Source organism: Umezawaea sp. NPDC059074 (assembly GCF_042738955.1).
In the GTDB taxonomy this organism is placed as follows: domain Bacteria; phylum Actinomycetota; class Actinomycetes; order Mycobacteriales; family Pseudonocardiaceae; genus Umezawaea.
On sequence record NZ_JBHYHC010000118.1, the window covers coordinates 1 to 22,575 of the forward strand.

21 protein-coding genes and 1 pseudogene are annotated in these 22,575 nt (G+C 72.2%); 8 read left to right on the forward strand and 14 right to left on the reverse strand.

The window, feature by feature from the left end; genetic code table 11:
• Positions 1-79 precede the first annotated feature (79 nt).
• Positions 80-1,021 carry a 5'-3' exonuclease H3TH domain-containing protein gene (locus tag ACFWW9_RS35675; RefSeq protein ID WP_390386699.1) on the forward strand — a complete coding sequence of 314 codons (942 nt, stop codon included), beginning with the start codon at positions 80-82 and terminating at the stop codon, positions 1,019-1,021.
• Here the strand turns inward: ACFWW9_RS35675 and ACFWW9_RS35680 are convergent.
• From ACFWW9_RS35680 to ACFWW9_RS35705, 6 genes are all read right to left on the reverse strand, one after another.
• On the reverse strand, positions 1,018-1,416 hold the full coding sequence (locus ACFWW9_RS35680; protein WP_390386701.1) for a tetratricopeptide repeat protein: 399 nt from the start codon (positions 1,414-1,416) through the stop codon (positions 1,018-1,020). The genes ACFWW9_RS35675 and ACFWW9_RS35680 overlap by 4 nt on opposite strands.
• Positions 1,413-2,639, reverse strand: a complete 1,227-nt coding sequence (locus tag ACFWW9_RS35685) for an NAD(P)/FAD-dependent oxidoreductase (protein ID WP_390386702.1) — start codon at positions 2,637-2,639, stop codon at positions 1,413-1,415. The genes ACFWW9_RS35680 and ACFWW9_RS35685 overlap by 4 nt, the downstream gene beginning before the upstream one ends.
• A gap of 41 nt (positions 2,640-2,680) precedes the next feature.
• Positions 2,681-3,889, reverse strand: a complete 1,209-nt coding sequence (locus ACFWW9_RS35690) for a GNAT family N-acetyltransferase (RefSeq protein ID WP_390386703.1) — start codon at positions 3,887-3,889, stop codon at positions 2,681-2,683.
• 102 nt (positions 3,890-3,991) lie between these two features.
• Complete coding sequence (locus ACFWW9_RS35695) at positions 3,992-4,879, reverse strand: DUF4333 domain-containing protein (RefSeq protein ID WP_390386704.1); 888 nt, start codon at positions 4,877-4,879, stop codon at positions 3,992-3,994.
• A 260-nt stretch (positions 4,880-5,139) separates the two neighbouring features.
• The gene (locus tag ACFWW9_RS35700; protein ID WP_390386705.1) at positions 5,140-6,048 is read right to left on the reverse strand and encodes an NmrA family NAD(P)-binding protein; all 909 of its coding nucleotides are present in this window, start codon (positions 6,046-6,048) and stop codon (positions 5,140-5,142) included.
• Positions 6,049-6,225: 177 nt separating this feature from the next.
• Complete coding sequence (locus ACFWW9_RS35705; protein ID WP_390386706.1) at positions 6,226-6,546, reverse strand: putative quinol monooxygenase; 321 nt, start codon at positions 6,544-6,546, stop codon at positions 6,226-6,228.
• A 100-nt stretch (positions 6,547-6,646) separates the two neighbouring features.
• Here ACFWW9_RS35705 and ACFWW9_RS35710 point away from each other — a divergent pair, with 100 nt between their 5' ends.
• The 3 genes from ACFWW9_RS35710 to ACFWW9_RS35720 are packed head-to-tail and all read left to right on the forward strand — an operon-like array spanning position 6,647 to position 11,562.
• Positions 6,647-7,414, forward strand: a complete 768-nt coding sequence (locus tag ACFWW9_RS35710; RefSeq protein WP_390386707.1) for an SDR family oxidoreductase — start codon at positions 6,647-6,649, stop codon at positions 7,412-7,414.
• On the forward strand, positions 7,411-8,256 hold the full coding sequence (locus ACFWW9_RS35715; protein ID WP_390386709.1) for a patatin-like phospholipase family protein: 846 nt from the start codon (positions 7,411-7,413) through the stop codon (positions 8,254-8,256). The genes ACFWW9_RS35710 and ACFWW9_RS35715 overlap by 4 nt, the downstream gene beginning before the upstream one ends.
• 12 nt (positions 8,257-8,268) lie before the next feature.
• On the forward strand, positions 8,269-11,562 hold the full coding sequence (locus ACFWW9_RS35720; protein ID WP_390386711.1) for a hypothetical protein: 3,294 nt from the start codon (positions 8,269-8,271) through the stop codon (positions 11,560-11,562).
• A 57-nt stretch (positions 11,563-11,619) separates the two neighbouring features.
• On the opposite strand, the gene ACFWW9_RS35725 is transcribed toward ACFWW9_RS35720, so the two are convergent.
• A complete protein-coding gene (locus ACFWW9_RS35725; protein ID WP_390386713.1) occupies positions 11,620-14,403 on the reverse strand; it encodes a DEAD/DEAH box helicase in 2,784 nt (927 codons plus the stop codon).
• A 181-nt stretch (positions 14,404-14,584) separates the two neighbouring features.
• Positions 14,585-15,298, reverse strand: a complete 714-nt coding sequence (locus ACFWW9_RS35730; RefSeq protein WP_390386714.1) for a cyclase family protein — start codon at positions 15,296-15,298, stop codon at positions 14,585-14,587.
• 246 nt (positions 15,299-15,544) lie between these two features.
• Here ACFWW9_RS35730 and ACFWW9_RS35735 point away from each other — a divergent pair, with 246 nt between their 5' ends.
• Complete coding sequence (locus tag ACFWW9_RS35735) at positions 15,545-15,979, forward strand: hypothetical protein (RefSeq protein ID WP_390386715.1); 435 nt, start codon at positions 15,545-15,547, stop codon at positions 15,977-15,979.
• A gap of 84 nt (positions 15,980-16,063) precedes the next feature.
• Positions 16,064-16,645 (forward strand): nitroreductase family protein, encoded by a 582-nt coding sequence (locus tag ACFWW9_RS35740; RefSeq protein WP_390386716.1) that lies wholly within the window; start codon positions 16,064-16,066, stop codon positions 16,643-16,645.
• Here the strand turns inward: ACFWW9_RS35740 and ACFWW9_RS35745 are convergent.
• Positions 16,593-17,471, reverse strand: coding sequence for a helix-turn-helix transcriptional regulator (locus ACFWW9_RS35745; RefSeq protein WP_390386717.1), 879 nt, complete (start codon positions 17,469-17,471; stop codon positions 16,593-16,595). The two genes, ACFWW9_RS35740 and ACFWW9_RS35745, sit on opposite strands and share 53 nt — an antisense overlap.
• Positions 17,472-17,598: 127 nt before the next feature.
• Here ACFWW9_RS35745 and ACFWW9_RS35750 point away from each other — a divergent pair, with 127 nt between their 5' ends.
• The gene (locus ACFWW9_RS35750) at positions 17,599-18,588 is read left to right on the forward strand and encodes an aldo/keto reductase (protein WP_390386719.1); all 990 of its coding nucleotides are present in this window, start codon (positions 17,599-17,601) and stop codon (positions 18,586-18,588) included.
• A 162-nt stretch (positions 18,589-18,750) separates the two neighbouring features.
• On the opposite strand, the gene ACFWW9_RS35755 is transcribed toward ACFWW9_RS35750, so the two are convergent.
• The 3 genes and pseudogenes from ACFWW9_RS35755 to ACFWW9_RS35765 all read right to left on the reverse strand — a co-directional run bounded on the left by ACFWW9_RS35755 (position 18,751) and on the right by ACFWW9_RS35765 (position 20,530).
• Positions 18,751-19,470: a cold-shock protein gene (locus ACFWW9_RS35755; protein WP_390386730.1), complete on the reverse strand. Its 720-nt coding sequence runs from the start codon at positions 19,468-19,470 to the stop codon at positions 18,751-18,753.
• 30 nt (positions 19,471-19,500) lie between these two features.
• Positions 19,501-19,698: pseudogene (locus ACFWW9_RS35760) on the reverse strand (cold-shock protein); the annotation flags it as partial.
• 388 nt (positions 19,699-20,086) lie between these two features.
• On the reverse strand, positions 20,087-20,530 hold the full coding sequence (locus ACFWW9_RS35765) for a winged helix-turn-helix transcriptional regulator (RefSeq protein WP_390386720.1): 444 nt from the start codon (positions 20,528-20,530) through the stop codon (positions 20,087-20,089).
• 61 nt (positions 20,531-20,591) lie between these two features.
• Between ACFWW9_RS35765 and ACFWW9_RS35770 the strand changes: the two genes are divergently transcribed.
• Positions 20,592-20,924, forward strand: a complete 333-nt coding sequence (locus ACFWW9_RS35770) for an EthD domain-containing protein (protein ID WP_390386721.1) — start codon at positions 20,592-20,594, stop codon at positions 20,922-20,924.
• Here the strand turns inward: ACFWW9_RS35770 and ACFWW9_RS35775 are convergent.
• On the reverse strand, positions 20,921-22,045 hold the full coding sequence (locus tag ACFWW9_RS35775; RefSeq protein ID WP_390386722.1) for a zinc-dependent alcohol dehydrogenase family protein: 1,125 nt from the start codon (positions 22,043-22,045) through the stop codon (positions 20,921-20,923). The genes ACFWW9_RS35770 and ACFWW9_RS35775 overlap by 4 nt on opposite strands.
• Complete coding sequence (locus ACFWW9_RS35780; RefSeq protein ID WP_390386724.1) at positions 22,042-22,452, reverse strand: acyl-CoA thioesterase; 411 nt, start codon at positions 22,450-22,452, stop codon at positions 22,042-22,044. Before ACFWW9_RS35780 ends, ACFWW9_RS35775 begins: the two co-directional genes overlap by 4 nt.
• Positions 22,453-22,575 lie beyond the last annotated feature (123 nt).

Here is a 22,575-nt window from a genome sequence, read left to right on the forward strand (position 1 = left end):
GGGCGTCAACATCGATGGGACCAAGGCTCGTCGACATGCCGACGAGCCTAGTGCGCGCGGGTCTGGCAGTCTTGCCGCCGTGGCCCAACCCCTCGTGCTGCTCGACTCCGCCAGCCTGTACTTCCGCGCCTTCTACGCGCTGCCCGACTCGATGACGGCGCCGGACGGCACGCCGATCAACGCGGTCCGCGGCTTCGTCGACACGATCGCGCGCGTCATCACCGAACGCCACGCGAGCAGGCTGGTCGCGTGCATGGACGCCGACTGGCGCCCGGAGTTCCGCACCACCGCCCTGCCGTCGTACAAGGCGCACCGCGTTGCCGCGGAGGCGACCGACGGCTCGGAGGAGGTGCCGGACACGCTGACCCCGCAGATCCCGATCATCATGGACGTCCTGGAGGCCGTCGGCATCTGCACCGCCGAGGCCGCGGGCTACGAGGCCGACGACGTGATCGGCGCGCTGGCCCACCACGAGAAGACCGACCCGGTCGAGGTCGTGACGGGCGACCGCGACCTGTTCCAGGTCGTCCGCGACTCCCCCACCGAGGTCCGCGTCCTCTACGTCGGCCGCGGCTGGGCCAAGGCGGAACTCCTCGGCCCGGAGGAGCTGGCGGCGAAGTACGCGCTCCCGGTGGAGAACGCGGGCGCGGCTTACGCGGCCATGGCCGTGCTGCGCGGCGACCCGTCCGACGGTCTGCCCGGCGTGGCGGGCATCGGTGAGAAGACGGCCGCCAAGCTGATCACCGAGTTCGGCTCCCTGGAAGCGGTGCTGGCCGCCGTGACCGACCCCCGCGACCGCAAGCTGACCACCCGCGCCCGCAACAGCCTGATCGCCGCCGAGTCCTACCTGGCCGCCGCGCCGACCGTGGTCAACGTCGCCGTGGACGCCCCGGTCGTGATGGACCGCCCGGACCCCGTGCCCGCGGGCCCGGTGGACCCGGACCGCGTGGCGGAGCTGGGCAAGCGCTGGGGCCTGGGCAGCTCGCTGCCGCGGCTGGTGTCGGCGCTGGAACGCCGCTAGCGGTCCCGCGTCGACAGGAGCGCTCGGAGGTTCGCCTTGGCGCTCTCGTCGCCGAGGTCGGCCGCGCGGCGGTACCAGCGTTCGGACTCGGCCTCGTCGCCCATGAAGTCGTAGAAGTCGCCGAGGCCCGCCATGGCCTCGGCGTGGCCGAGGTCGGCGGCCTGGTGGTACCACTCGGCGGCCTCGTCGTGCTCGTCGTCGTGGTACAGGAACAGGGCGAGTGCCGTCATGGCCTCGACGTCGCCGGTCTCGGCCGCGCGCCTGAACCAGGACTCGGCCTCCTCGCGGCGTTCCGGGTCGTCCTCGTACTGCGGGACGAGCAGGTCCGCCAACTCGACCATCGCCTTGACGTCGCCGGTCTCGGCGGCGGCGCGCAGGTCCGCTTCCTCGGTCACGCCACCATTCTGCCCACCACGCCGAGGTCGGCCAGCACCGCCTCGGCCGCGCGCCGCCCGGACACCAGCGCGCCCTGGATCGAGCTCGTGTCCCGGTGGTCGCCGCACACGTACCGCCGGTGTCCCACCCGGACCGGCGAGCGGAACCGGTGGGGCGCGGGCATCGCGGGCAGGGCGTGCGGGATCTCGTAGCGCGCCACCAGGTCCCACCCGCCGGCGTCCACTCCGTACAGCTTCCCGACCTCGGCCCGCACGTCGGCCTCGGCGACCGTGGCGTCCAGCACCGAGGCCTGCACGAGCGGGCCGCCGGACGGCACGACCTCGGAGATCACGGCGGTGTTCACCACGAGCCCGCCGTCGCCGTCCACGACGAGCGTCGGATCCCGCAGCGGCGACGAAGGCGGCCGGAAGTACCACGTCGTCACGCCGTGCCACGACGGTTCGCGCAGCCCCAGCAGCAACCGGGCCGCGGCACTGCCGTCGGTGGCGACCACGACCGCGTCGGCCGACACCCGTTCTCCGCCGTCCAACTCGACGCCTCCGTCGAGGACCCGCACCACCGGGGTCTCCAAGCGCACCACGCCGTCGGCCAACCGGGACGCGAGTTGCCGCGGCAGCGCGGCCATCCCCTCGGCGGGCAGCGCCGCGCCGCCTCGGGCGAAGCTCCGCCACACCAGGTGGAAGAAGCGCGAGGACGTGGTCAGCTCCGATTCCAGGAACACGCCCGAGAGGAACGGCCTCAGCACGGTGTCGACGGCGCGGTCCGACAGTCGCCAGCGGGCCAGTTCCGCCGCGGTGGTCCGGTCCTCCGCCGCCATGATCGCCCGGTCCGACCCCAGCAGGTCCCGCGCCGACACCGCCCCCAGCGCGACCAGGTCCCGTGCTCCGAGCACGTTCTGCGCCACCGCGCCCTGCCACGCCGACGTGCCGGTCCGCGGGTCGGCGAGCAGGTCGTGCCGCCCGCCCTGGTGCACGAACGCGCCGGACCGCAGCGGCCGGAGGTCGAGGGCGGCGAGGTCGAACCGGCGCACGACCTCCGGGTAGGCGGGCAGCAGGATCTGGAAGCCGCGGTCCACCCGGATCCCGTCCACGACGTCCGTGCGCACCCGGCCACCGACGTCGTCACCGGCTTCCAGCACCGACACCGACACCCCGTTGCGGGACAGCACCTCCGCGGCGCTGAGCCCGGCCAGCCCCGCCCCCACGATCACGACGTCCACCATGGGCCGACGCTAACCGGCCCCTCCCCCGCCCGCACGACGGCTCAGAAGTACGTCCCGGCCCACGGCCTCACGGCGGTGCCGAACAGCGCGTCGGCGCGGGGCAGCGCGGCGCCGTCCAGCACGTCGATCCGGCCCGCGTGCGCCAACTCGGTGAACGACACGTCGCCCAGGTAGGTCGCGGCCAGCAGGTCCACGTCCAGGCCCAGGTCGGCGGGCGCGGACGTGCGCTCGGCCCCGTCCGGGGTGATCCGGTACGCGCCCTCGTTGTCCGGCAGGTACCGGTCGCGGACCTCCAGCACCACGGGTTCGGCCTCGCGGTAGGACCGGCCCGCGAGCGCGGCGGGCAGGTCGACCAGCCGCAGCCACGTCTCGTCCTCGACGTCGGTCACCTTCAGCACGCGCCGGTCCGCGAGCAGCCACTCCACCGGCTCGTCGAGCGGGCGCAGCTCGGCCACGACCTGGTCCACCAAGTCCACCCGGAGGAGGTAGCGCCACAGCTCGGCCCACACCTCGGGGCTGCCCGCCACGACGTCCAGCACGGAGAGCACGGACGTGCCGTGCGGCTCGGACATGCCGCTCTTGACCGAGTACACGGCGTACCCGTCGTCGCCGTCCGCGCCGCGGTGCACGGCCGTCTGGGCGTTCTCGTCGCGCATCTCGCGACGCAGGTTCATCTCCCACCACGTCGGCCAGCGGGTCGTCATGCCCGGCCGTGTGAGGCCGATCCGGGTGTACAGCTCGGGCGCCAGCGTCAACGCGGTGTCCTGGTCCACCAGGCGGATCCGCCCGCCGGTGCCCGCCGACGGCGACACGGAGACGCGCCGCCGGTCCAGCTTGAGCTGTCGGCCGCGACTCGCGACGCCGTAGCCGAACCGGCCGTAGATCACCGCCTCGGAGGCGCGCAGCGTCGACACGACCTCGCCCGCCTCGCGGTAGGCCTGGAACTGCCTGCGCATCAGGGCGCTGAGCACGCCGCGGCGCGTCCAGTCCGCCCGCACGCCGACCCGGCTGACCGCCGCCCCGGCCAGCTCCGCACCGCCGGGCACGGCCAGCCGGATGGCCCACGACTGCGCGGTGCCGACCATCTCGTCGCCCTGGAAGGCCCCGAACGCCCGGCCGGGGTCGTAGGAGTCCTTCACCAGCTCCCACTTGTCGTCCGGCGCGGGGCCGGAGTGCAGCGCCCCGCGGAACAGGGTGTGCGCGGTGCGGACGTTCGACTCGTCGAGGACGCGGATGTCGTGGTCGGTCACGTCCCCGATCCTGCCTGGCCGTTCGGTGGAACGCGACCCGTTATCCGAACGCGGGAAGGGCCGCCGGAGCAGCGCTCCGACGGCCCTTCCGAGAGGGAGGGATCAGCCCGTGGGCTGGCCGACCTCGTACTCGCCGTCCGCGGTCTTGACGGTGATCTTGACCTTCTTCTCGTTCCCGCCGACCTGCGCGGTGCACTCGAAGGTGGCCCCCACCTTGACCTTGTGCTCGCCGGAGCAGGTGGCGCTCTCGACGTCCGGGATCTTGTACTCGTCCTTGAGGATCGAGACGACGCCCTTCTGCACCTCGGCGTTGTCGAACACCTTGGTGACGAAGAAGCCCGGCGCCACGAAGCCGGTGATGCCGACCGCGGCCGCCACCAGGACGACCAGGCCGACGACGACCCACAGCACGGCGCCCGACTTCTTGGGCTGCTGCGGCTGGCCGTACGGGTCGGGTTGGGCGTACGGGTTCTGCTGCTGCGGCTGGCCGTACGGGTTCGGCTGGCCGTAGGGGTTCTGCTGCTGGCCGAACTGACCGCCCTGCGGCGGCGTGCCGTACGGGTTCTGCTGCTGCGGCTGGCCGTACTGGCCACCCTGCTGCGGCATCCCGTACGGGTTGCTCTGCACCTGCGTGGGGTCGTAGCCGCCCTGCTGCGGCTGCTGCGGAGCGGCGTACGGGTTCTGCACCTGCTGGGTCGGGTCGTACCCGCCCTGCTGCTGCGGAGCCGCGTACGGGTTCTGCTGCTGCGCGTTGGGGTCGTAGTTGCCCTGCGGGTGCATCTGGGTGGCCTGCTCGTGCGGCGGCAGCTGCCCCCACTGCGGCTGCTGCTGCTGGTTCGGGTCGGGCTGCCCGTAGGGGTTCTGAGCGGGGAACCCGCCCGACGGAGTGCCGGAGTACCCACCACCCGCCGGGTTCTGCTGCGGGGGCTGCTGGCCCCACTGCGGCTGCTGCGGGTCGTTCCCTCCGGACGGTCCGTACGGACTGGTCATGCTCGGCCTCCGGAGATCGGTTTCGCGCACACGTGTGACGCGCTACAGGTTGCGGGCGCGATCAAACCACAGGATGAGCCCCTCGACCCATCCGCCCCGCCAAGCTTGCCCAGACCGTGGCCATCGCCACCACCACTCGGCGGAGACCGCTCCGACCACTGGTCCACTCGGCTCGGCGGAACCGGTGCCGCGCCCCCGTTCGGCACGGGAGTGCTCGGACCCATTCGACCACCGACGGGCGGCGGACGCCAGCAGGAGGGTCACCGCCCGGCGGGGACGAACCGGGGGCCGCTGGTGGCGAAGGCCGCCTTGTTCTCCCGCACGTAGCGCTCGACGGACAGCGGGTGGTGGTGGCCGACCCGTTCGACCACGTCGTTCGTGCCCGCGAACACGCCGTCGCGGTAGTCGACGGCGACGTGGGACAGGTGTTGGACGAGGTGGGCGGGCAGTCCTCGCGCGGTCATGGCGTCGGCGAACTCCTCGACGCTGATCGGCTCGTAGCGCACCGGGAGGCCGAGCGTGGTGGACACGAGCGCGGCGATCTCGTGGTGGTCCAGTTCGACCGGGCCGTGCAGGGAGTAGGCGGCGCGGTCGTGCGGCTCGGGGTCGACCAGCACGGCGGCGATCACGTGGGCCTGGTCGACCGCGGCGATCGGCGCGTGCCGCCCGTTGCCGAACGGCAGCCGCAGGTGGCCGACACCGTCGCGCAGCTCCCACCACGCCGTGATCCACTCGGCGAAGAACGTGGGACGCAGGTGCGTGGTGAGCAGGCCGGTCCGGTCCAGCAGCCGCTCGCTCAGCCAGTGCTGCCGCGCCGCGTGGCTGCGCGCCTCCCGGCGAGCCGATATCTGCGACATGTTCACCACGGACCGGACGCCCTCCTCCGTCGCCGCCTGCGCGAAGACCGCGGTCGCCTCGACCAGGCCCTCGCGGATCGGGTAGCAGAGGTACGCGCCGTCGACCCCGCGCAGCGCGGCGGCCACGCCGTCGAGGTCGAGGAAGTCCGCCACGACGACCTCCGCCCCGGCGGCGGCGAGCGCGTGTGACCGCTCGTCCTCCTGGCGCACCATCGCGCGGACGCGGTGACCGCGCTCCAGCAGCAGGTCGATCGTGGCGCCACCGGTCTTGCCCGCCGCGGCGGTGACCAGGAACAGCCGGTCGTCGGACATCAGCACTCCCCTCGTCCAAGGCCGCGGACGAAGTCCGCCACGGCCACTCCCATCAGGTCCGGGCCGTCCTCCGGCACGAAGTGGACGCCCGGCACCGTCACCTCGGTCTGGTCGGGCCGCCGCGGCTCGTGGCGTTCCCGGTGGACCGGTGAAGTTCGCGCAGCAACCCGGTCGTCGTCACTGGACGGCGGTGCCCTTCATCAGCCACGTCGGGCCCTCGGCGTAGGCGCCCGCCTCGGCGAAGAACGCGCCGAAGTAGGGGCCGGTGGCGTGGGCCTGGAACGCGGCGAGGTCGGCGTAGACCTCGTTGAGGTAGAAGACGTCCGGGTCCTCCTCGTCGGCGATGACCTCGAACCGGTGGGAGCCGGGTTCGTTGGCCAGGGAGTCGCGGGCGGTCCTGGCGGCGGCGCGGACGAAGTCGTCGCGGTGGTCGGGCTGGACGGTGAAGGACACGACGAACTGGTACACGGCAAGGCCTCCCGCTGCTGGTTCGGTCACTGAACCGAACATAGCACGGGGCAGTTCAATGAACGAACTAGCCGGCGTACGATCGGGTCACGGCGTCTCGAGTGGACGCTCGTCACCAGGAGGGATCCCCATGTCATCCGTGCTCATCACCGGCGCGTCCAAGGGCATCGGCCGGGCCGTCGCCGTCGAACTCGCCGCCCGCGGCCACCGGGTCGTCGCCACCGCCCGCCGCCCGGAGGCGCTGGCGGACCTCGACGTCGACCAGCGCCTGTCCCTCGACGTCACCGACCAGGACAGCGTCGACCGGGCCCTCGCCGCCGCGGGCGAGATCGACGTGCTCGTCAGCAACGCGGGCGAGACCGTGCGCGCGCCGCTGGAGGCCATCCCGCTCGGCGAGGTCGAACGGCTGTTCCGGCTCAACACCCTGGGCGCGCTGCGGGTGGCGCAGGGCGTGCTGCCCGCGATGCGCGAACGCGGGTCGGGCCACCTCGTCTTCGTGTCCAGCATCCAGGGGCGGCTCGTGCTGCCGATCATCGGCGGGTACGGGGCGAGCAAGTGGGCGTTGGAGGCCATCGCCGAGACGCTCGCCATCGAGGTGGGCCACTTCGGCGTGAACGTGAGCATCGTGCAGCCCGGCGCGGTGTCCTCGGGCGGAGCCGCGGGGGCCAAGGTGTACCTCAAGGACGAAGACCCGTACGCCCCGCTCTACGCGGCCCTCCCCCTGCTGCGCGGCGAGACCGTCACGCCGGAAGAGGTCGCCGCGGCCGTGGCCGACACGATCGACCACCCGCGCCCGCCGCTGCGCGTCCCGGTCGGCGCACCGGCCGAGAAAGCCTTGCGCGCCCGGAAAGAGGCTCCGGAGGACGAACCGTTCCGCCTGGCCGAGATCGACTGGTGACTCCACAGTGGACCAGGGCCCTCGTCCTGGGCGGTGGCGGCCCGGTCGGCGCGTCGTGGACATCAGCTCTGTTGCACGGCTTGCTGTCCGCCGGGCTGCCCACGGCGGACGTCGTGCTGGGCACCTCGGCGGGCGCGGTCGTCGGCGCGTGGCTGACGACCAGCCCGGACGACCTCCCGGCCCTCCCCGAGAAGATGCGCGCCCGCGCCGCCTGGCACGCCGCCAACACCGCGGCGGGCTACGGCGACAAGAGCCTCCTGCTGCGGGCGGTGTCAGCCTCCACACCGGACCCCGAGGCGGCGATGGCCATCGGCCGGGCCGCGCTCTCCGCGATCCCCCCGATCTCGGCCGCCACGGCGTCGGACCTGTGGCGAGCGGCGCTGCCCGAGGAACCGTGGTCGCCCGGGCTCGGCGTGGTGTCGGTCAACGTCGGCACCGGCCTCGCCCGCGTGTGGACAGCGGACGACGGCCTCCCACTGGCGGTCGCGGTGGCGTCCTCCACCGCAGCCCCCGGCGCGGCACCACCGGTCGCCGTGGCCGACTCGCTCTGGATCGACGGCGGCGTCCGCTCCGGCACCAACGCCGACCTGCTCACCACCCCACCGGGCCCCGTGCTCGTCGTGGCCCCCATCCCGTCCGCCGCACTCGCCCGCGAGGAAGCCGCACTCACCGAACGAGGCCACCACGTCCGCGTGATCACCGCAGCCCCGTTCTACCGGCAGCCCACGGACCTCCTCGACCTCGCCTACGTCGACATCGCCGCCACCGCGGGCGCGAAGCAGGCGCACGACATCGCCGAGGACCTGCTGGCGTGGTGGGACGACCCAGCGGGAGGGCTCTGAAAAGATCGGCCGGTGACGACGGACGACGACTTACCCGGCGTGGTCAACCGCGTCTCGGGCGGGGCCACCGGTCCGGTGGTGCAGACCGGCGTGCACGTCGGCGACGTGAACCTGTTCACCGGCGTCCCGGTGCAGACCCGCTACCACAAGCAGGTGGAGCGCGTCGCGCCCGCGGACCTGGAGGGCAGGGACGCGGAACTGGCCGAACTCGCCGCGTTCTGCACCTCCCCCGCGGGCGGCTACGCGTGGTGGCGGGCCGCGGCGTGGTCGGGCAAGACGGCGCTCCTGTCGTGGTTCGTCCTGCACCCGCCGGAGGGCGTGCGGCTGGTGTCGTTCTTCATCACGGCGCGGTACGCGGGGCAGAACACGCGGGACGCGTTCATCCGCAACGTCATGGAGCAGCTGCTCGACCTGACGGGCCAGCAGCCGCCCGTGTTCCTGGACGACACGAACCGCGAGACGCACCTGCTGGGCCTGCTGGACGACGCCGCGGCGGCGTGCGCGAAACGCGGGGAGCACTTCGTGCTGCTGGTCGACGGCCTGGACGAGGACCGGGGCGTCGACACGCACAGCATCGCCGCCCTCCTGCCCGCGGACCTGCACGTCGTCGTCGCGGGCCGACCCGACCCGGTGCTCCCGGCGGACGTCCCCGAACACCACCCGCTGCGGAACCCCGCCATCGTCCGCCACCTCGCCCCGTCCCCGAAAGCCCAGGTCATCCGGGTGGAAGCGGAACGGGAGCTGCGCGGTCTGCTTCACGGCGGCCCCGCGGGACTGGACGTCCTCGGCCTGGTGACGGCCGCGGTCGGCGGCCTGACCCCCGCCGACCTCGCCGCGCTCACCGACCTGTCGGAGTGGGAGGTGGCGGACCTCCTCACCACCGCGGCGGGCCGGAGCTTCACCCGCCGCCGAACGTCGTCCGGCGGCGCGGACGTCTACCTGCTGGGCCACGAGGAGTTGCAGGCCACCGCCGTGACCGTCCTCGGCCCGACACGGCTGGAGCGCTACCGGCAGCGCCTGCACACGTGGGCCGACGGCTACCGCGACCGGGGCTGGCCGGTTACCACGCCGGACTACCTCCTGCGCGGCTACTTCGCCGTCCTGACCGAGACCGGCGACGTGGCGCGCATGGTCTCGTGCGCGACCGACATCGCCCGCCAGGACCGCATCCTGGCCCAGTCCGGTGGCGACGGCTCCTCGCTCGACGAGATCGCGGCCGCCCAAGCGGTCACCACGGACGTCGTCGCGTCGCTGCGGCTCGCCGTGCACCACGACTACCTGGGCCACCGCAACGCCACCATTCCACCGGATCTCCCGGCTGCGTGGATGGCGGCGGGCCGCCCCGACCGGGCCACGGCCACGGCCCGCTCCATCGTCGACGCCGCCCGCCGAGCGGAGGCCTTCGTCGCCATGGCGAAGGCCTCCTCGGGCAGCGACTCCCTGACCGATCTGCTCACCGAGGCGCAGAAGGCGATCGCGTCGATCCCTGACACCTGGGAGCGGTCGGCGCTCCTCGCGTCCCTCGCCGAAGCCGCCGCGGACCACGGCGACCCGGACCGGGCCGAGACGCTGATCGGCCTCGCTTCGGACCCGAAGGACCAAGTTTCCGCGCTGGCCCACGTGGCGCTGTGCGCGCACGACGGACGTCGACAACGCCTGCTGTCCTGGGCCGCGACCCTCCTGCCCTTGATGCCCGACTCCCAGACGCGACACCGGCGGCTGAAATCACTGCTCACAACCGCAGCGACTCATGGAGACCTGGACCAGGTGACTCTCCTGGCACACGACCTGCCGAGGGAGGAAGGCCTGCCGTTCCTGACCGTCGCGGCCGTCCGCCGCGGCGACGCCGGGCACGCCGAGGAACTGGTGCGCGGCGTGACCGATCCCGCCGAGCGCGTGGACCTGCTGCTGGGCATGGCGACCACGGGTGGTCCACGAGCCGCGCGGTGGATCGCCGAGGCCCGTTCCGCCGCGTCCACCGTCGACAACCAAGGCGGGCAAGCGAAAGCACTGCTCCTGGTAGCGGAAGCCGCCGCGACCCGTGGAGTGGGAGGCCTGGCCTCCGAGGCTCTCGCCGCGGGCGCGGAGATCGCCCGTGACCTGGGTGACCAGTGGCTGTGCCGACTCACGATCCAAGCGGCCGCCGCGATGGGCGACTTCACCCGCGCCGCGGAACTCACCCGGCTCATCCGGCCCGCGGGCTCGGCGGTACGGCTCCTGATCGAGGTCGCCACCAGAGCGGCCGAGACGGGCCATGCGGACCGTGCCGCAGAGTTGTTCACCAAGGCGGAGCGCGCGGCCTCATCCGCCGCAGGCATCCCCTTCACCGCCGACGGTCTGCTCGAAGAGGTGGCTCGGGCGGTGGTCGAATCCGGCGACACCGGGAACGCGGCGCGGATCGCGCAGTCGACGAGGTACCCCATCGACGTCGCACGGCTGCTGGTGATCGGCGCGCGGACCGCCATCCGGGCGGGTAATCCCGCCCGTGCCACCTTGATCCTGGAAGACGCCGAAGCGCGGGTGCGCGGCAACACCGGCCAAGCCTGGCTGGCGTTGACGCTGGACCGGTTGGTGGCCGCACTGGCCAGGGCGCTCGACCTGCCCCGTGCGACCGCGCTCGTCAGCTCGGTCGGCCGCGACCTGGGCAACGCCACCCGTGATGGGCTGGTGCGGACAGCGGGCGTGCTGTTCGCCGCCGCCGGGACCATCGACCTGGTGGGGAGAGTGCAGGGATGGCACCTCTCCCCGTTCGACGAGGCGCGCGTGCTCTCCCACGTCGCGCGGGTCATCGCCCGCAACGGCGACCACGACTTGGCGCACCGGACACTCACCACCGCGATGTACCGCGCGAGAAGTGTCTGGGGCTACCGCGAGATCCACGCACTCATGCAGGTCGCGGACGGGATGATCGACATCGGCGACCGCGCGGGAGCCAAGGACGCCGTGCGCCGCGGCGAGTTCGTCCTGCCTTCCTTGACCGGCGATCCGGTCGGACGGATGGTGGCGTTGAGCGCGATGGCACCGGTGGTGGAGAAGGTCGGGCTCTTCGACCGCGCGGCCGCCTTGAACGCCGAGGCCGAACAGCTCTGGAAGAGCCTCGGTGCAGGTCAGCGGCGCGCGGTGGAGATTCAGCAACCCAGGCGGCGCAATACTCGGGTCGACCCGATCGGCGGATCGCTGCTCGACGTCCTGCGGTCGGGCCAGTGGCACCGAGCCGTCCCACCGATGACAGCGGAGACGCCCGAGGTGTTCGACGTGCTCACCGCGGAGCTGTCCGCCGTGGTCAGGGTGCCTCCGACCGGCTGACGAGAGGGTGTGGGACCGGTTCGCGGGGCACACGAGGATGCCCCGCGAACCGGAGGCCTAGACGGTCGCCATGGCCACGACGCCGCGGCGCAGGGCGGCCACGGCCTTGCCCGCCGCTGCTCCCACGGGGTCGCCGCCGCCCATCACGTTGCGGATCTGGTCGAGCAGGTCGACGACCTGGCGGCACCAGCGGACGAAGTCGCCCGCGCCCAGTTCGGTGCCGCCGGTGTCGCCCGAGTCGAGGACCTTCTCCAGCGACTCGCCGCGGGCCCAGCGGTAGACCGGCCAGGCGAAGCCGGGGTCGGGCTGGCGGGTGCGGTCGAGGCGGTGGCGGCGTTCGTCGTCCTCGATCTCGGCCCACAGCCTGGCCGTGGCCAGCATGGCGTCCGAGATGGGGCCGCCGGGCAGGCGGGTCTCCACGGGGCCGTCGCGGCGGGCCTCGTAGACCAGCGACGAGACCACGGCCGCCAGTTCCGCTGGCTCCAGGCCCTTCCAGACGCCGTGGCGGAGGCATTCCGCCGCGAGCAGGTCGGACTCGCCGTAGATGCGGGTGATCCGCTTGCCGTGCTCGGTGACCTCCTCGCCGGGGCCGTTCTCGTGGGACTCGAGGTAGCCGCGTTCGCGCAGCAGCGCGCGGATGCGGTCGAACTCGCGGGCCAGCGAGTGCGTGGTCGCGGCGACCTTGCGCTCCACAAGCTCGGTCTCCGACAGCAGCCGGTGGTAGCGCTCGCCCCAGCGCGAGTGGTCCTCGCGCTTCTCGCAGGCGTTGCACGGGTGCGCGCGCAGCGCCCGGCGCAGCGTCGCCAGCTCGGCGTCGTCGTCCGCCGTGGTCTTGCGCCTGCGCGCGGTCGGGACCTGGATCCCGGTGTTGCGCACGGTCGCGGCCAGGTCGCGGCGGGACTTCGGCGAGCGGACGTCGACCTGCTTGGGCAGCTTGATGTGCCCGAGCACCTCGACGGCGACCGGGAAGTCCGCGGACGACAGCCTGCCCGCCCACCGGTCCTCGGTGACGACCAGCGGCCGGGCCTCGCCCATCGGCTCGTGGCCGGGGTCGATGACCACGGCCAGGCCGGAGCGACGACCGGACGGCACGGCGATCACGTCGCCCTTGCGCAGCCGCTCCAGGGACGCGGCGGCCTCGGCGCGCTTGGACGAGCTGTTCTGCTTCGCCAGCGCCTTCTCGCGGTCCGTCACGCGCCTGCGCAGCGCCGCGTACTCGGTGAAGTCGCCGAGGTGGCACGTCATCGCCTCGGCGTACCCCTCCAGCGCCTCGCGGTTGCGCTCGATCCGCCGAGCCAGCCCCACGACGGACCGGTCCGCCTGGAACTGCGCGAACGACTGCTCCAGCAGGTCGCGGGCCTTGGCCGCGCCGAGGGCGTGGACCAGGTTGACGGCCATGTTGTAGCCGGGCCGGAACGACGACTTCAGCGGGAACGTCCTGGTGGACGCCAGTCCGGCGACCTGCTTCGGGTCGACACCGGGCTGCCACACGACGACCGCGTGGCCCTCGACGTCGATCCCCCGACGGCCCGCACGCCCGGTGAGCTGCGTGTACTCGCCGGGGTTGAGGTCGACGTGCGCCTCGCCGTTGTACTTGACCAGCTTCTCCAGCACGACGGTCCGCGCGGGCATGTTGATGCCCAGCGCGAGCGTCTCGGTCGCGAACACCACCTTGATCAGGCCGCGGACGAACAGCTCCTCCACGGTCTCCTTGAACGCGGGCAGCAGGCCGGCGTGGTGGCTGGCGATGCCGCGCTCCAGCGCGTCCCGCCACTCCCAGTACCCCAGCACCCGCAGGTCGGGTTCCGGCAGGTCCTTGGTCTTCTCGTCCACGATGCCGCGGACGACCTCGGTCTCCTCCATCGTGTTGAGCCGCAGCCCGGAGCGGACGCACTGGGCGACCGCCGCGTCGCAGCCCGCGCGGCTGAACACGAAGTCGATCGCGGGCAGCAGGTTGGCCTGCTGGAGGCGTTCGATGATCTCCAGCCGGGACGGCGGCTTGAACCCGGAGTTGCGCGGCGCGGCCCGGCCGCCCCGGTCCTTGTTGCTGCGCGACCGGCTCCACGGCACGTGGAAGCGCGCGAGGTCCTCGGTGTGCCGCAGCAGCTGCGGGTTGATCCGCGCCTCGCCGTCCGGCGACTCGCCGATGAACAGGTCGAGCATCCGCCCGCCCGCCATCATGTGCTGCCACAGCGGCACGGGCCGGTGCTCGTCCACGACGACCTTCGTGTCGCCGCGCACCTCGACCAGCCACTCACCGAACTCCTCGGCGTTGCTGACCGTCGCCGACAGGCCGATGAGCTGCACCTCGTCCGGCAGGTGCAGGATCACCTCCTCCCAGACGGCGCCGCGGAAGCGGTCCGCGAGGTAGTGGATCTCGTCCATCACGACGTACGCGAGGCCCTCGAGGGTGTGCGAGCTCGCGTAGAGCATGTTCCGCAGCACCTCGGTGGTCATGACCACGATGGGCGCGCTGCCGTTGACCGACGTGTCGCCGGTCAGCAGGCCGACGGCCTTCGGGCCGTACCGGGCGACCAGGTCCGCGTACTTCTGGTTCGACAGCGCCTTGATGGGCGTCGTGTAGAAGCACTTCAGGCCCTGTGCCAGCGCGAGGTGGACGGCGAACTCGCCGACCACGGTCTTGCCCGCGCCGGTCGGCGCGCACACCAGCGCCCCGTGGCCCTCTTCCAGCGCCTCGCACGCGGTGCGCTGGAACGGGTCGAGGTCGAACGAGAGCACGGAGAGGAAGTCCGTCAGCCGCGGGTGGGAGGCCCGGCGGCGGGAATCGGCGTACGCGGACGCCGGGGACCGGGGAGAGGGAGCGTTCGAGCGAGGAGCCACTCGTCAAGGCTGTCACACGGCACCGACAAAAGCGGTGAAGATATCCGGCCCCGGTGGAGTGACCGGGCTTCCCGTCCACAGTCGGGGGGTGCTGAGGACGGGAAGCCCGATGGTGCGCGAAGCACCTGTCCCCATTGTCGCGGACGGCCGTTCGGGCGTTACACCGGATGGCGTATTCGCGTCACCCGTCCTTCGGCATGAGCGCGTAGACGCTCGCGGGCGACCCCGAGCCGCCGCGGTTCACCGTGCCCCCCACCAGCACCCATGCGCCGGTCGGGGGCAGTTCGGCGAGGTTGGCGAGCACCTCCAGGCTGATCCGGTGTTCCCGGTAGAGGAGCTTCGACACGGCGAACGAGCCGTCCACGCCGACGTCCGGCCCGAACGTGTCGGTGCCCAGCGCGCCGCGCCTGCCGAGCCTGCCGGTCGCCACCAGCCACTCGACCGCGGCGAGGCCGAAACCGGGCTGGTGGAGGCGGCCGTCGGCGTCGAGGTTCGCGAACGCGGGCGTGCCCCAGCGGTCCTCCCAGCCCGTGTGCAGGACCACGGCCGACTCCGGCGGGATCTCGCCGTGGACGGCCTCCCAGGCCCGCAGGTCGTCGACCGTGACGGCGTAGTCGGGGTCGACGGCCCGGTCGCGGACGTCGACCTTCACGGCCGGGAGGAACAGGTCGGCGGTGTCCAGCTCGTCCGCGCCGGGCTGGTCGGCGTTGAAGTGCGACGGCGCTCCCCAGTGGGTGCCGGTGTGTTCACCCTGGTGGAGCAACCGGAGGTGGTAGCCGTCCTCCGTGACGGTCGCCACTGTCGTCACGGTGAACTCGGGGTCGCCGGGGTAGAGGGAGGTGCGGGCAGGATCGTTGATGTGGGCCAAGTTCACCACGCGGTAGTCGCCGAGCACGTCGACGAGCGTAGGGGCGGGGACGGGCGGGAAAATTTCTCCCGCGCGCGTCCCACACCGGAGCGACACCCGGTAGTGGATACTGTGAGTCACGTACAAGGAGCCACACACGGGGGCAAGGCCGCGTCAACACCCATTCGGGTGGGAAGCGCTGGCGGCTCGAACGGGTGTGCGACGATCGTTGCAGGTCAAGCACGACGAAACGGGGATCTGTTGTCCAACCCGCGCCAAGTGGTCAACCAGTGGATGTCCTTCACGGACGGCGAACTGACCGACCACGTCCGACACCTCGTCCGCAACCAGGGCCCGCAGACCACCCAGGTCTGGGCGCAGGTCCGCACCAACGCGGTGCTGGCCGGTCGGGTCCGCGGCACGCTGTCCATCCTGCGCGCGCAGACCAGGGACAGCCGTGACGCCGCCATGTGGACCGCGTGGATCAGCAAAGCGCAGCAGGAGCTGTCGACGCCTCCCCCGGCCCCCGTCGTCGCCCCGGCCCCGACCCCCGCGCCCGTCGCTGCCGCCGAACCGGTCGCCGCCGAGCCCGCCCCGGCCAAGCCCGAGGTGGAGCCGCCGTCGGCGATGGAGAGCACCCTTCAGTTCAGCCTGCCGGACGCGCCGACGAAGCAGCCGCGCCCGACCAGCTCGGCCCCGGCCGTGATGTTCCAGGCACCCGGCCAGTAGGACGTCCAGGACGGGTTCCTCGGGGGTTCCCGTCCCGCTGATCGGCCCCACCGTCGCGGCCGGTGCAGCGGTAGCGTCGGGTGCATGGAATTCCAGGACGTGGTGCGCCGCAGGCGAATGGTCCGCAAGTTCCGTCCCGATCCGGTGCCGGCGGAGAGCCTCGACCGGATCCTGCACAACGCCACCCGCGGCCCGTCCGCCGGGTTCTCCCAGGGGCAGGCGTTCCTGGTGCTGGAGGGGCCCGAGCTGGCCGACTTCTGGCCGATCGGCTCGGACGCCACGCTCGACTCGGTGAAGACCGCGCCGCTGGTGATCGTGCCGCTGTCGTCGAAGGCGGCCTACCTCGACCGGTACGCCGAGCCCGACAAGGGCTGGTTCGACCGCGACGAGGGGCACTGGCCGCTGCCGTTCTGGCACATCGACACCGGGATGGCGACGCTGCTCATCCTCCAGACGGCCGTCGACGAGGGGCTCGGCGCGGTCTACTTCGGCTTCTTCGGCGAAAGCGTGCCGCTGGTCCGCGAGCGGTACGGCATCCCGGACGACCACGAGCCGCTCGGCGCGGTCGCCATCGGCTTCTCCGACGAGCCCGAGCCCACGAACACGTCCGCGATCAGCCGGAGGCGGCGGTCCCTGGACGACGTGGTGCACCGGGGCCGCTGGTAGTCGTCGAGAACTCCTCGACGCCGAGCACCCGCAGCAGCTCCAGCCGCTCGCGGGACTCGGCGTCGGCCGGGGTGAGCACCAGCAGCTGCTGCCCCTGGTCGGGCGTGACCAGGGTTTCGCAGTCCACCACCACCCGGCCGACCCGCGGGTGGTCGAAGGACTTGCGGTCGCTGCGCCGCACCGCCACCTCGTGCTCGGCCCAGAGCCGCCGGAAGTCGGCGCTGGCGGCCTCCAGCCGGGCGATGAACCCCGGCTCGCTGTCCCGTCGACCGACGGCGGCACGCAGGTCCGCCACGAACTGGCGGCCGTGGCGCTCGCGCTCCTCGATTGGTGTGACGGCCCGCGCGGCGGGCTCGGTGAACCACCGGTAGACGACGAACCGCCGGTCACCGGCCAACGCGGTGAGGTCCCCGGTGAGCAGGACGGACATCCGGTTCTGCGCGAGCACCTGGCCCAGGTCGGACATCACCAGCGCGGGCGTGTCGCCGAGCAGGTCGAGCATCCGCACCAGCCCCGCACGCGCCAGCCGGGCCACCCCGTCCGCGGGCGGCGGCCGGTGCCCGGCGAGGTGGAACAGGTGGGCGCGCTCGTCGTCGGACAGCCGCAACGCCCGCGCCAGCGCCCCGAGCAGCTGCGTCGACGGCTGGCTGCTCCGCCCCTGCTCCAGCCGCACGACGTAGTCCACCGACATGCCCGCGAGCATCGCCACCTCCTCCCGCCGCAACCCGGCGGTCCGACGGCGGGGCCCTTCGGCGATGCCCACCTCGGCGGGCCGGATCGTCTCCCGGCGCCGACGCAGGAAGTCGGCGAGCTGGTCGCGCTGCATCACCCCATCGTCCCCCGCGCCGGAGGTCCCAGCCAGGGAGCCGCGCTCCCACGATGAGCGCTCCACTCCCGCTGCCGTCGATTCGGTTCCAGAGTGGGTGCCACACCGACTCCCGGAGGAGAACACGATGAAGACGCGAACCCTGGGCTCCACCGGCCCGACCGTGTCCGCGCTGGGCCTGGGCGCGATGGCCATGTCCGGCGGCATCTACGGCCCGACCGACCGCGCGGAGAGCATCGCGACGGTCCACGCGGCGTTGGACGCGGGCATCACCCTGATCGACACCGGCGACTTCTACGGCATGGGCCACAACGAACTCCTGCTCGCCGAGGCCCTGCGGGGAAGGGACCGCGACAGCTACGCGCTCAGCGTCAAGTTCGGCGCACTACGAGGCCCGAACAACACCTTCAACGGCACCGACGGCAGGCCGGAGGCCGTGAAGAACTTCCTCGCCTACTCGCTCACGCGCCTGGGCGTGGACCACATCGACATCTACCGCCCGGCCCGCCTGGACCCGGCGGTGCCGATCGAGGACACCGTGGGCGCGATCAAGGAAATGGTCGACGCGGGCCACGTCCGCCACATCGGCCTCTCCGAGGTGAACGCCACCACGATCCGCAAGGCCCACACAGTCCACCCGATCACCGACCTCCAGATCGAGTACTCGATCCTCTCCCGCGCGGTGGAAGCGGACATCCTCCCCACCCTGCGAGAACTCGGCATCGGCATGACCGCCTACGGAGTCTTGGGCCGAGGCCTCATCTCCGGCCACTGGACCCCACAAACCCCAGGCGACCTCCGCAGCCACTCCCCACGCTTCTCGGCGGGAAACGTCGAACACAACCTCACCCTCGTGGACGCCCTACGCACGATCGCCGAGGCCAAGGGCTGCACGGTCGCCCAACTGGCCATCGCGTGGGTGGCAGCCCAGGACGACACGATCGTGCCGCTGGCAGGCGCCCGCACCCGCAACCGACTGGCGGAAGCCCTGCCGGCACTGGACATCCACCTGACCGACGACGACCTCGCAGAGATCGAAAAGGCAGTCCCGCCGGGCTCAGCACGAGGCGACCGCTACCCGACAGCGTTCATGGCCCAACTCGGCGTCGGAAACTAAGAACCAACAAAGACCACCTACAGGACCAGCGACCACCCACGGGACCGGCACGCGCCTGGTGGCCTGCTACGGAGTGCACCGTGATCAACCTGACGGCACCGTCGACGAGGATGAACGAGCATTCTCGTCGGGAAGTGATCAGCCATCGGCGGGGCCGCCTCTTCAGAGGCGTTCGATGCGGTCGGCCTGCGGGCCCCGGTCGCTCTGACGCACCGCGTACCGGACCCGGTCACCCTTCTGCAGCGGCTCCGACCCCATGATCACGGACACGTGGGCGAAGAGATCGTCGCCGCCCGCGTCCGGGGTGATGAAGCCGAAGCCGCGGTCGCCGTCGTAGCGCGCGACGACGCCCTCGCCGCCTCGCACGGGCACGTCCCGCGCCGCCGGCCCCGCGGCCGCGGCAGGTGCCGACCGCCGCGGTGCCGTCTTGGGCTCGGCGCCCCGGACCAGGTGCACGTCGCGGGCCTGCGGGCCCCTGTCTCCACTGGCCACCTCGTAGGCGACGCGGTCGCCCTCCGCGAGCCACGTCAGCCCCTCGGCCAGGGACCTGGCGTGGACGAAGACGTCCCCGGCGCCGGAGTCGGGGTTGATGAAGCCGAAGCCCTTGTCCTCGTCGTACCAGGCCACCGTGCCGTCGGCACCGTCCGAGACACCAGCCGCGGCGGGTGAGCCTGCCCCTGCTCCCAACGGGATCACGTGCCCGGCCTGCGGGCCGCGCTCGCCCTCGACGATCAGGAAGGCCACCCGCTGCCCCTCGGTGACCACGCCGCCGGTCACGATGGCGGAGCTGTGCACGAAGACGTCGGCGCCGCCGCCGTCCGGCGACGCGAAGCCGTACCCCTTGCCCGGCTCGTACCAGTTGACGGTGCCGAGCACGCCCACGGCGCTGCCGGTGGTCGCATCGGCGGTGACGCGAACGCGCAGCGCCTGGGGCCCGCGGTCGTTCTCGCCGACCTCGAACACGACGGCCTGACCCTCGCGGAGCACTTTCGCGCCGCCGCCCTCGACGATCTCGGAGGCGTGCACGAACACGTCCGGCGAGCCGTCCTCGGGCGCGAGGAAGCCGAAACCCCGTTCGGCGTCGAACCAACGGACGGTCCCTTGCGGCATCAACGGCTCCAGGTCGAGAGGGCGGGCACTGGCCCCCAGTCTCCCTGACGGACTTCCGGTCCGTCGGGCCGGGCCCACAGGCGGGCGGTGCGGAGCCAGGGGCGGGCAGTTGGTTCACCTGGCGACACACCGAGTTTTGAGACCAGGTCTTGGGGCACTGCCTTTTGGCCCGATCAAGACCGAAATGAGGGGTCCCCAGGTCAAATCGGCCACACCAACGACGGAAATCGCCCGGTGAGCGCACTGGAAGCCCCGTCTGACCGGGAAACGACCAAGCTCTCGCATGGGTCCCCGATCGAGCGAGACCCCCCAATGCACAAGGTACAAGCGACCACCGACAAAAACTGGATCACCTGATCGAGCGACAAAATCCGCCCGACACCCCACCTCACCCGTCGGAATACCGAAGATCCTCCGCCACCACGACCTCCCGACACCCCCGGCACACCGTCTCCACGTGCAACTCCTCCCCGCACCGATGCCACACGGGGTTCTCCGACTCCTCCCCGGCGTGCAACTGCCGCTCCCCCCACTCCCGCAGGTTCAGCAGGATCGGCAGCAACTCCCGCCCGGCGCCGGTCAGGAAGTACTCGTACCGCACCGGCCGGGACGTGTACGGCTCCCGCCGCAGGACCCCCACCGCCTCCAGGCGTTTCAACCGCCCCGCGAGGATGTCCGTGGACGCGCCGGTGTTCCGCTGGATGTCGTTGAACCGGTGCACCCCGTACCCGCACTCGCGCACCACGAGCAGCGTCCACCGGTCACCCAGGATCTCCAGCGCGTCGGCGATCGAGCACACCCGCGCACCAGTGGGTTGGATTTTCCCAGTCACCCGGCTACCGTACCGGAGACTTGGAAAAACCAAGCGACCCCGAACGCAAAGGACCTCCGCCGTGTTCTCCGTCTTCGCCTACCTCACCAAGCGCCACGACATCACCAGCGAGGCGTTCCAGGACCACTACGAGAACCACCACGTCCCGCTCGTCCTGAGCCTCGCCCCACTCCCCCGCGTCTACAAGCGCCGCTACGTCGTCCGGGGCGACGCGGCCAACCTGGAGTCGCCCGACCTCGCCTTCGACGTCATGACCGAGATGGTCTGGGACGACCGGTCGGGGTTCGAGAACTGGATCAGCACGCTGGGCGTGCCGGAGATCGCCGAGGACGAGGCGCGGTTCCTCGATCGGGAGAAGACCAGGGCGTACGTGGTCGACGAGCGGGTGTCCTAGAACTTCACGACCTGGCGGATCGCCTCACCACTGGCAAGGCGGTCGAAACCGGTGTTCACCTCGTCCAGGGTCAGAGTCCCCGACAGCAGCTCCTCCACCGGCAACTGCCCGGCCCGGTACAGGGCGATGAACCGCGGGATGTCCCTGCGGGGCACGCTCGACCCGAGGTAGCTGCCCTTGAGGGTCCGCTCCTCCGCGACGAGGCTCAACGCGGGCAGCACGAGCTGGCGGTCGGGGTGCGGGAGGCCGACGGTGACGGTCGTCCCGCCCGCCGCCGTGGCCGCGTAGGCCTGGGCGAGGACGTCGGCGCTGCCGGTCGTGTCGACGACCTTGTCCGCCCCGCCGCCGGTCGCCTCCCGCACGGCCTCCACGGCGTCCGGACCGCCTTCCACCGCGTGCGTGGCCCCCAGCCTCAGGGCCAGGGAACGCTTGTGCGGCACCACGTCCACGGCCACGATCGTCGACGCCCCGGCCGCCTTCACGGCCAGCAACGCCGCCAAGCCGACCCCGCCGAGGCCGAACACGGCCACCCGGTCGCCCGGCACGACGGCGGCGCTGTGGAAGACCGCCCCGGCGCCGGTCAACACGGCACACCCGAACAGGGCGGCGATCTCGAACGGCAGGTCGGCGTCCACGCGGGTCGCGGACGCGGTGGACACCACGGCGTACTCGGCGAAGCCGGACACGCCGAGGTGGTGGTTCAGCCGCGCTCCGTCGGCCCCGACCCACCGCCGTCCGCCGGACAGCAGCGTGCCCGCCCGGTTCGCCGCCGCGCCGGGCTCGCACAGCGCGTGCCGCCCGGACACGCACCGGCGGCACGACCCGCACGCCGGCACGAAGGACATCACCACGTGGTCGCCGACCGCGAAGTCCTCCACGCCCGGCCCGAGTTCCACGACCTCGCCCGCGGCCTCGTGGCCCAGGACCATCGGCAGCGGTCGCGGGCGGGACCCGTTCACGACGGACAGGTCGGAGTGGCAGAGCCCGGTCGCGCCGACGCGGATCAGCACCTCGCCGGGGCCCGGCGGGTCCAGCACGAGGTCCTGGACCTCGATCGGCCGGGACTCGGCGTAGGGGGCCGGGCGGCCGGTCTCGAGCAGCACTGCGGCGCGCACGGTCATGGGTACACCAAACCCGCCATCGCGCCCCGGAGTCCAGTAGGTACTTCCGCCGGTTTCCGGGTGGTCCGGTCCACGAACACGTGCACGAAGTGCCCCTCCGCGATCACGGTGTCGTCGGCCGCGAGGAACGCGATCTCGTAGCGGACGCTGGACCTCCCGAGGTGGCCGATCCGCAGCCCGGCGCGCATCGCGTCCGGGAACGAGATGGACGACCGGTAGTTGCAGTGGGACTCGACGCACAGCCCGATGGTCGTGCCGCCGTGGATGTCCAGCCCGGCCTCGATGAGCCAGGTGTTGATCAGGGTGTCCATGAACGCGTAGTGCACGACGTTGTTGACGTGGCCGTACACGTCGTTGTCGTTCCACCGCGTCGGGATCGTCGTCCAGTACCCGTAGTCTTCGCGCACGCGGCGCACCTTACCGACGGGTCAACCAGTCGCCATTTGCCATCACCTAGTCGACTTCTTGCTTAACCCTGTCAAGAATTTGTACGCTCACGGTCCCTGCCACTCCCATCCGCGACGAAGCGA

Excerpts from the sequence above, each read along its gene's own strand:
- ACFWW9_RS35685 (WP_390386702.1), bottom strand. The coding sequence starts at position 2,639 with ATGGTGGACGTCGTGATCGTGGGGGCGGGGCTGGCCGGGCTCAGCGCC.
- ACFWW9_RS35695 (WP_390386704.1), bottom strand. The coding sequence starts at position 4,879 with ATGACCAGTCCGTACGGACCGTCCGGAGGGAACGACCCGCAGCAGCCG.
- ACFWW9_RS35700 (WP_390386705.1), bottom strand. The coding sequence starts at position 6,048 with ATGTCCGACGACCGGCTGTTCCTGGTCACCGCCGCGGCGGGCAAGACC.
- ACFWW9_RS35710 (WP_390386707.1), top strand. The coding sequence starts at position 6,647 with ATGTCATCCGTGCTCATCACCGGCGCGTCCAAGGGCATCGGCCGGGCC.
- ACFWW9_RS35735 (WP_390386715.1), top strand. The coding sequence starts at position 15,545 with ATGTCCTTCACGGACGGCGAACTGACCGACCACGTCCGACACCTCGTC.
- ACFWW9_RS35740 (WP_390386716.1), top strand. The coding sequence starts at position 16,064 with ATGGAATTCCAGGACGTGGTGCGCCGCAGGCGAATGGTCCGCAAGTTC.
- ACFWW9_RS35745 (WP_390386717.1), bottom strand. The coding sequence starts at position 17,471 with ATGCAGCGCGACCAGCTCGCCGACTTCCTGCGTCGGCGCCGGGAGACG.
- ACFWW9_RS35750 (WP_390386719.1), top strand. The coding sequence starts at position 17,599 with ATGAAGACGCGAACCCTGGGCTCCACCGGCCCGACCGTGTCCGCGCTG.
- ACFWW9_RS35775 (WP_390386722.1), bottom strand. The coding sequence starts at position 22,045 with ATGACCGTGCGCGCCGCAGTGCTGCTCGAGACCGGCCGCCCGGCCCCC.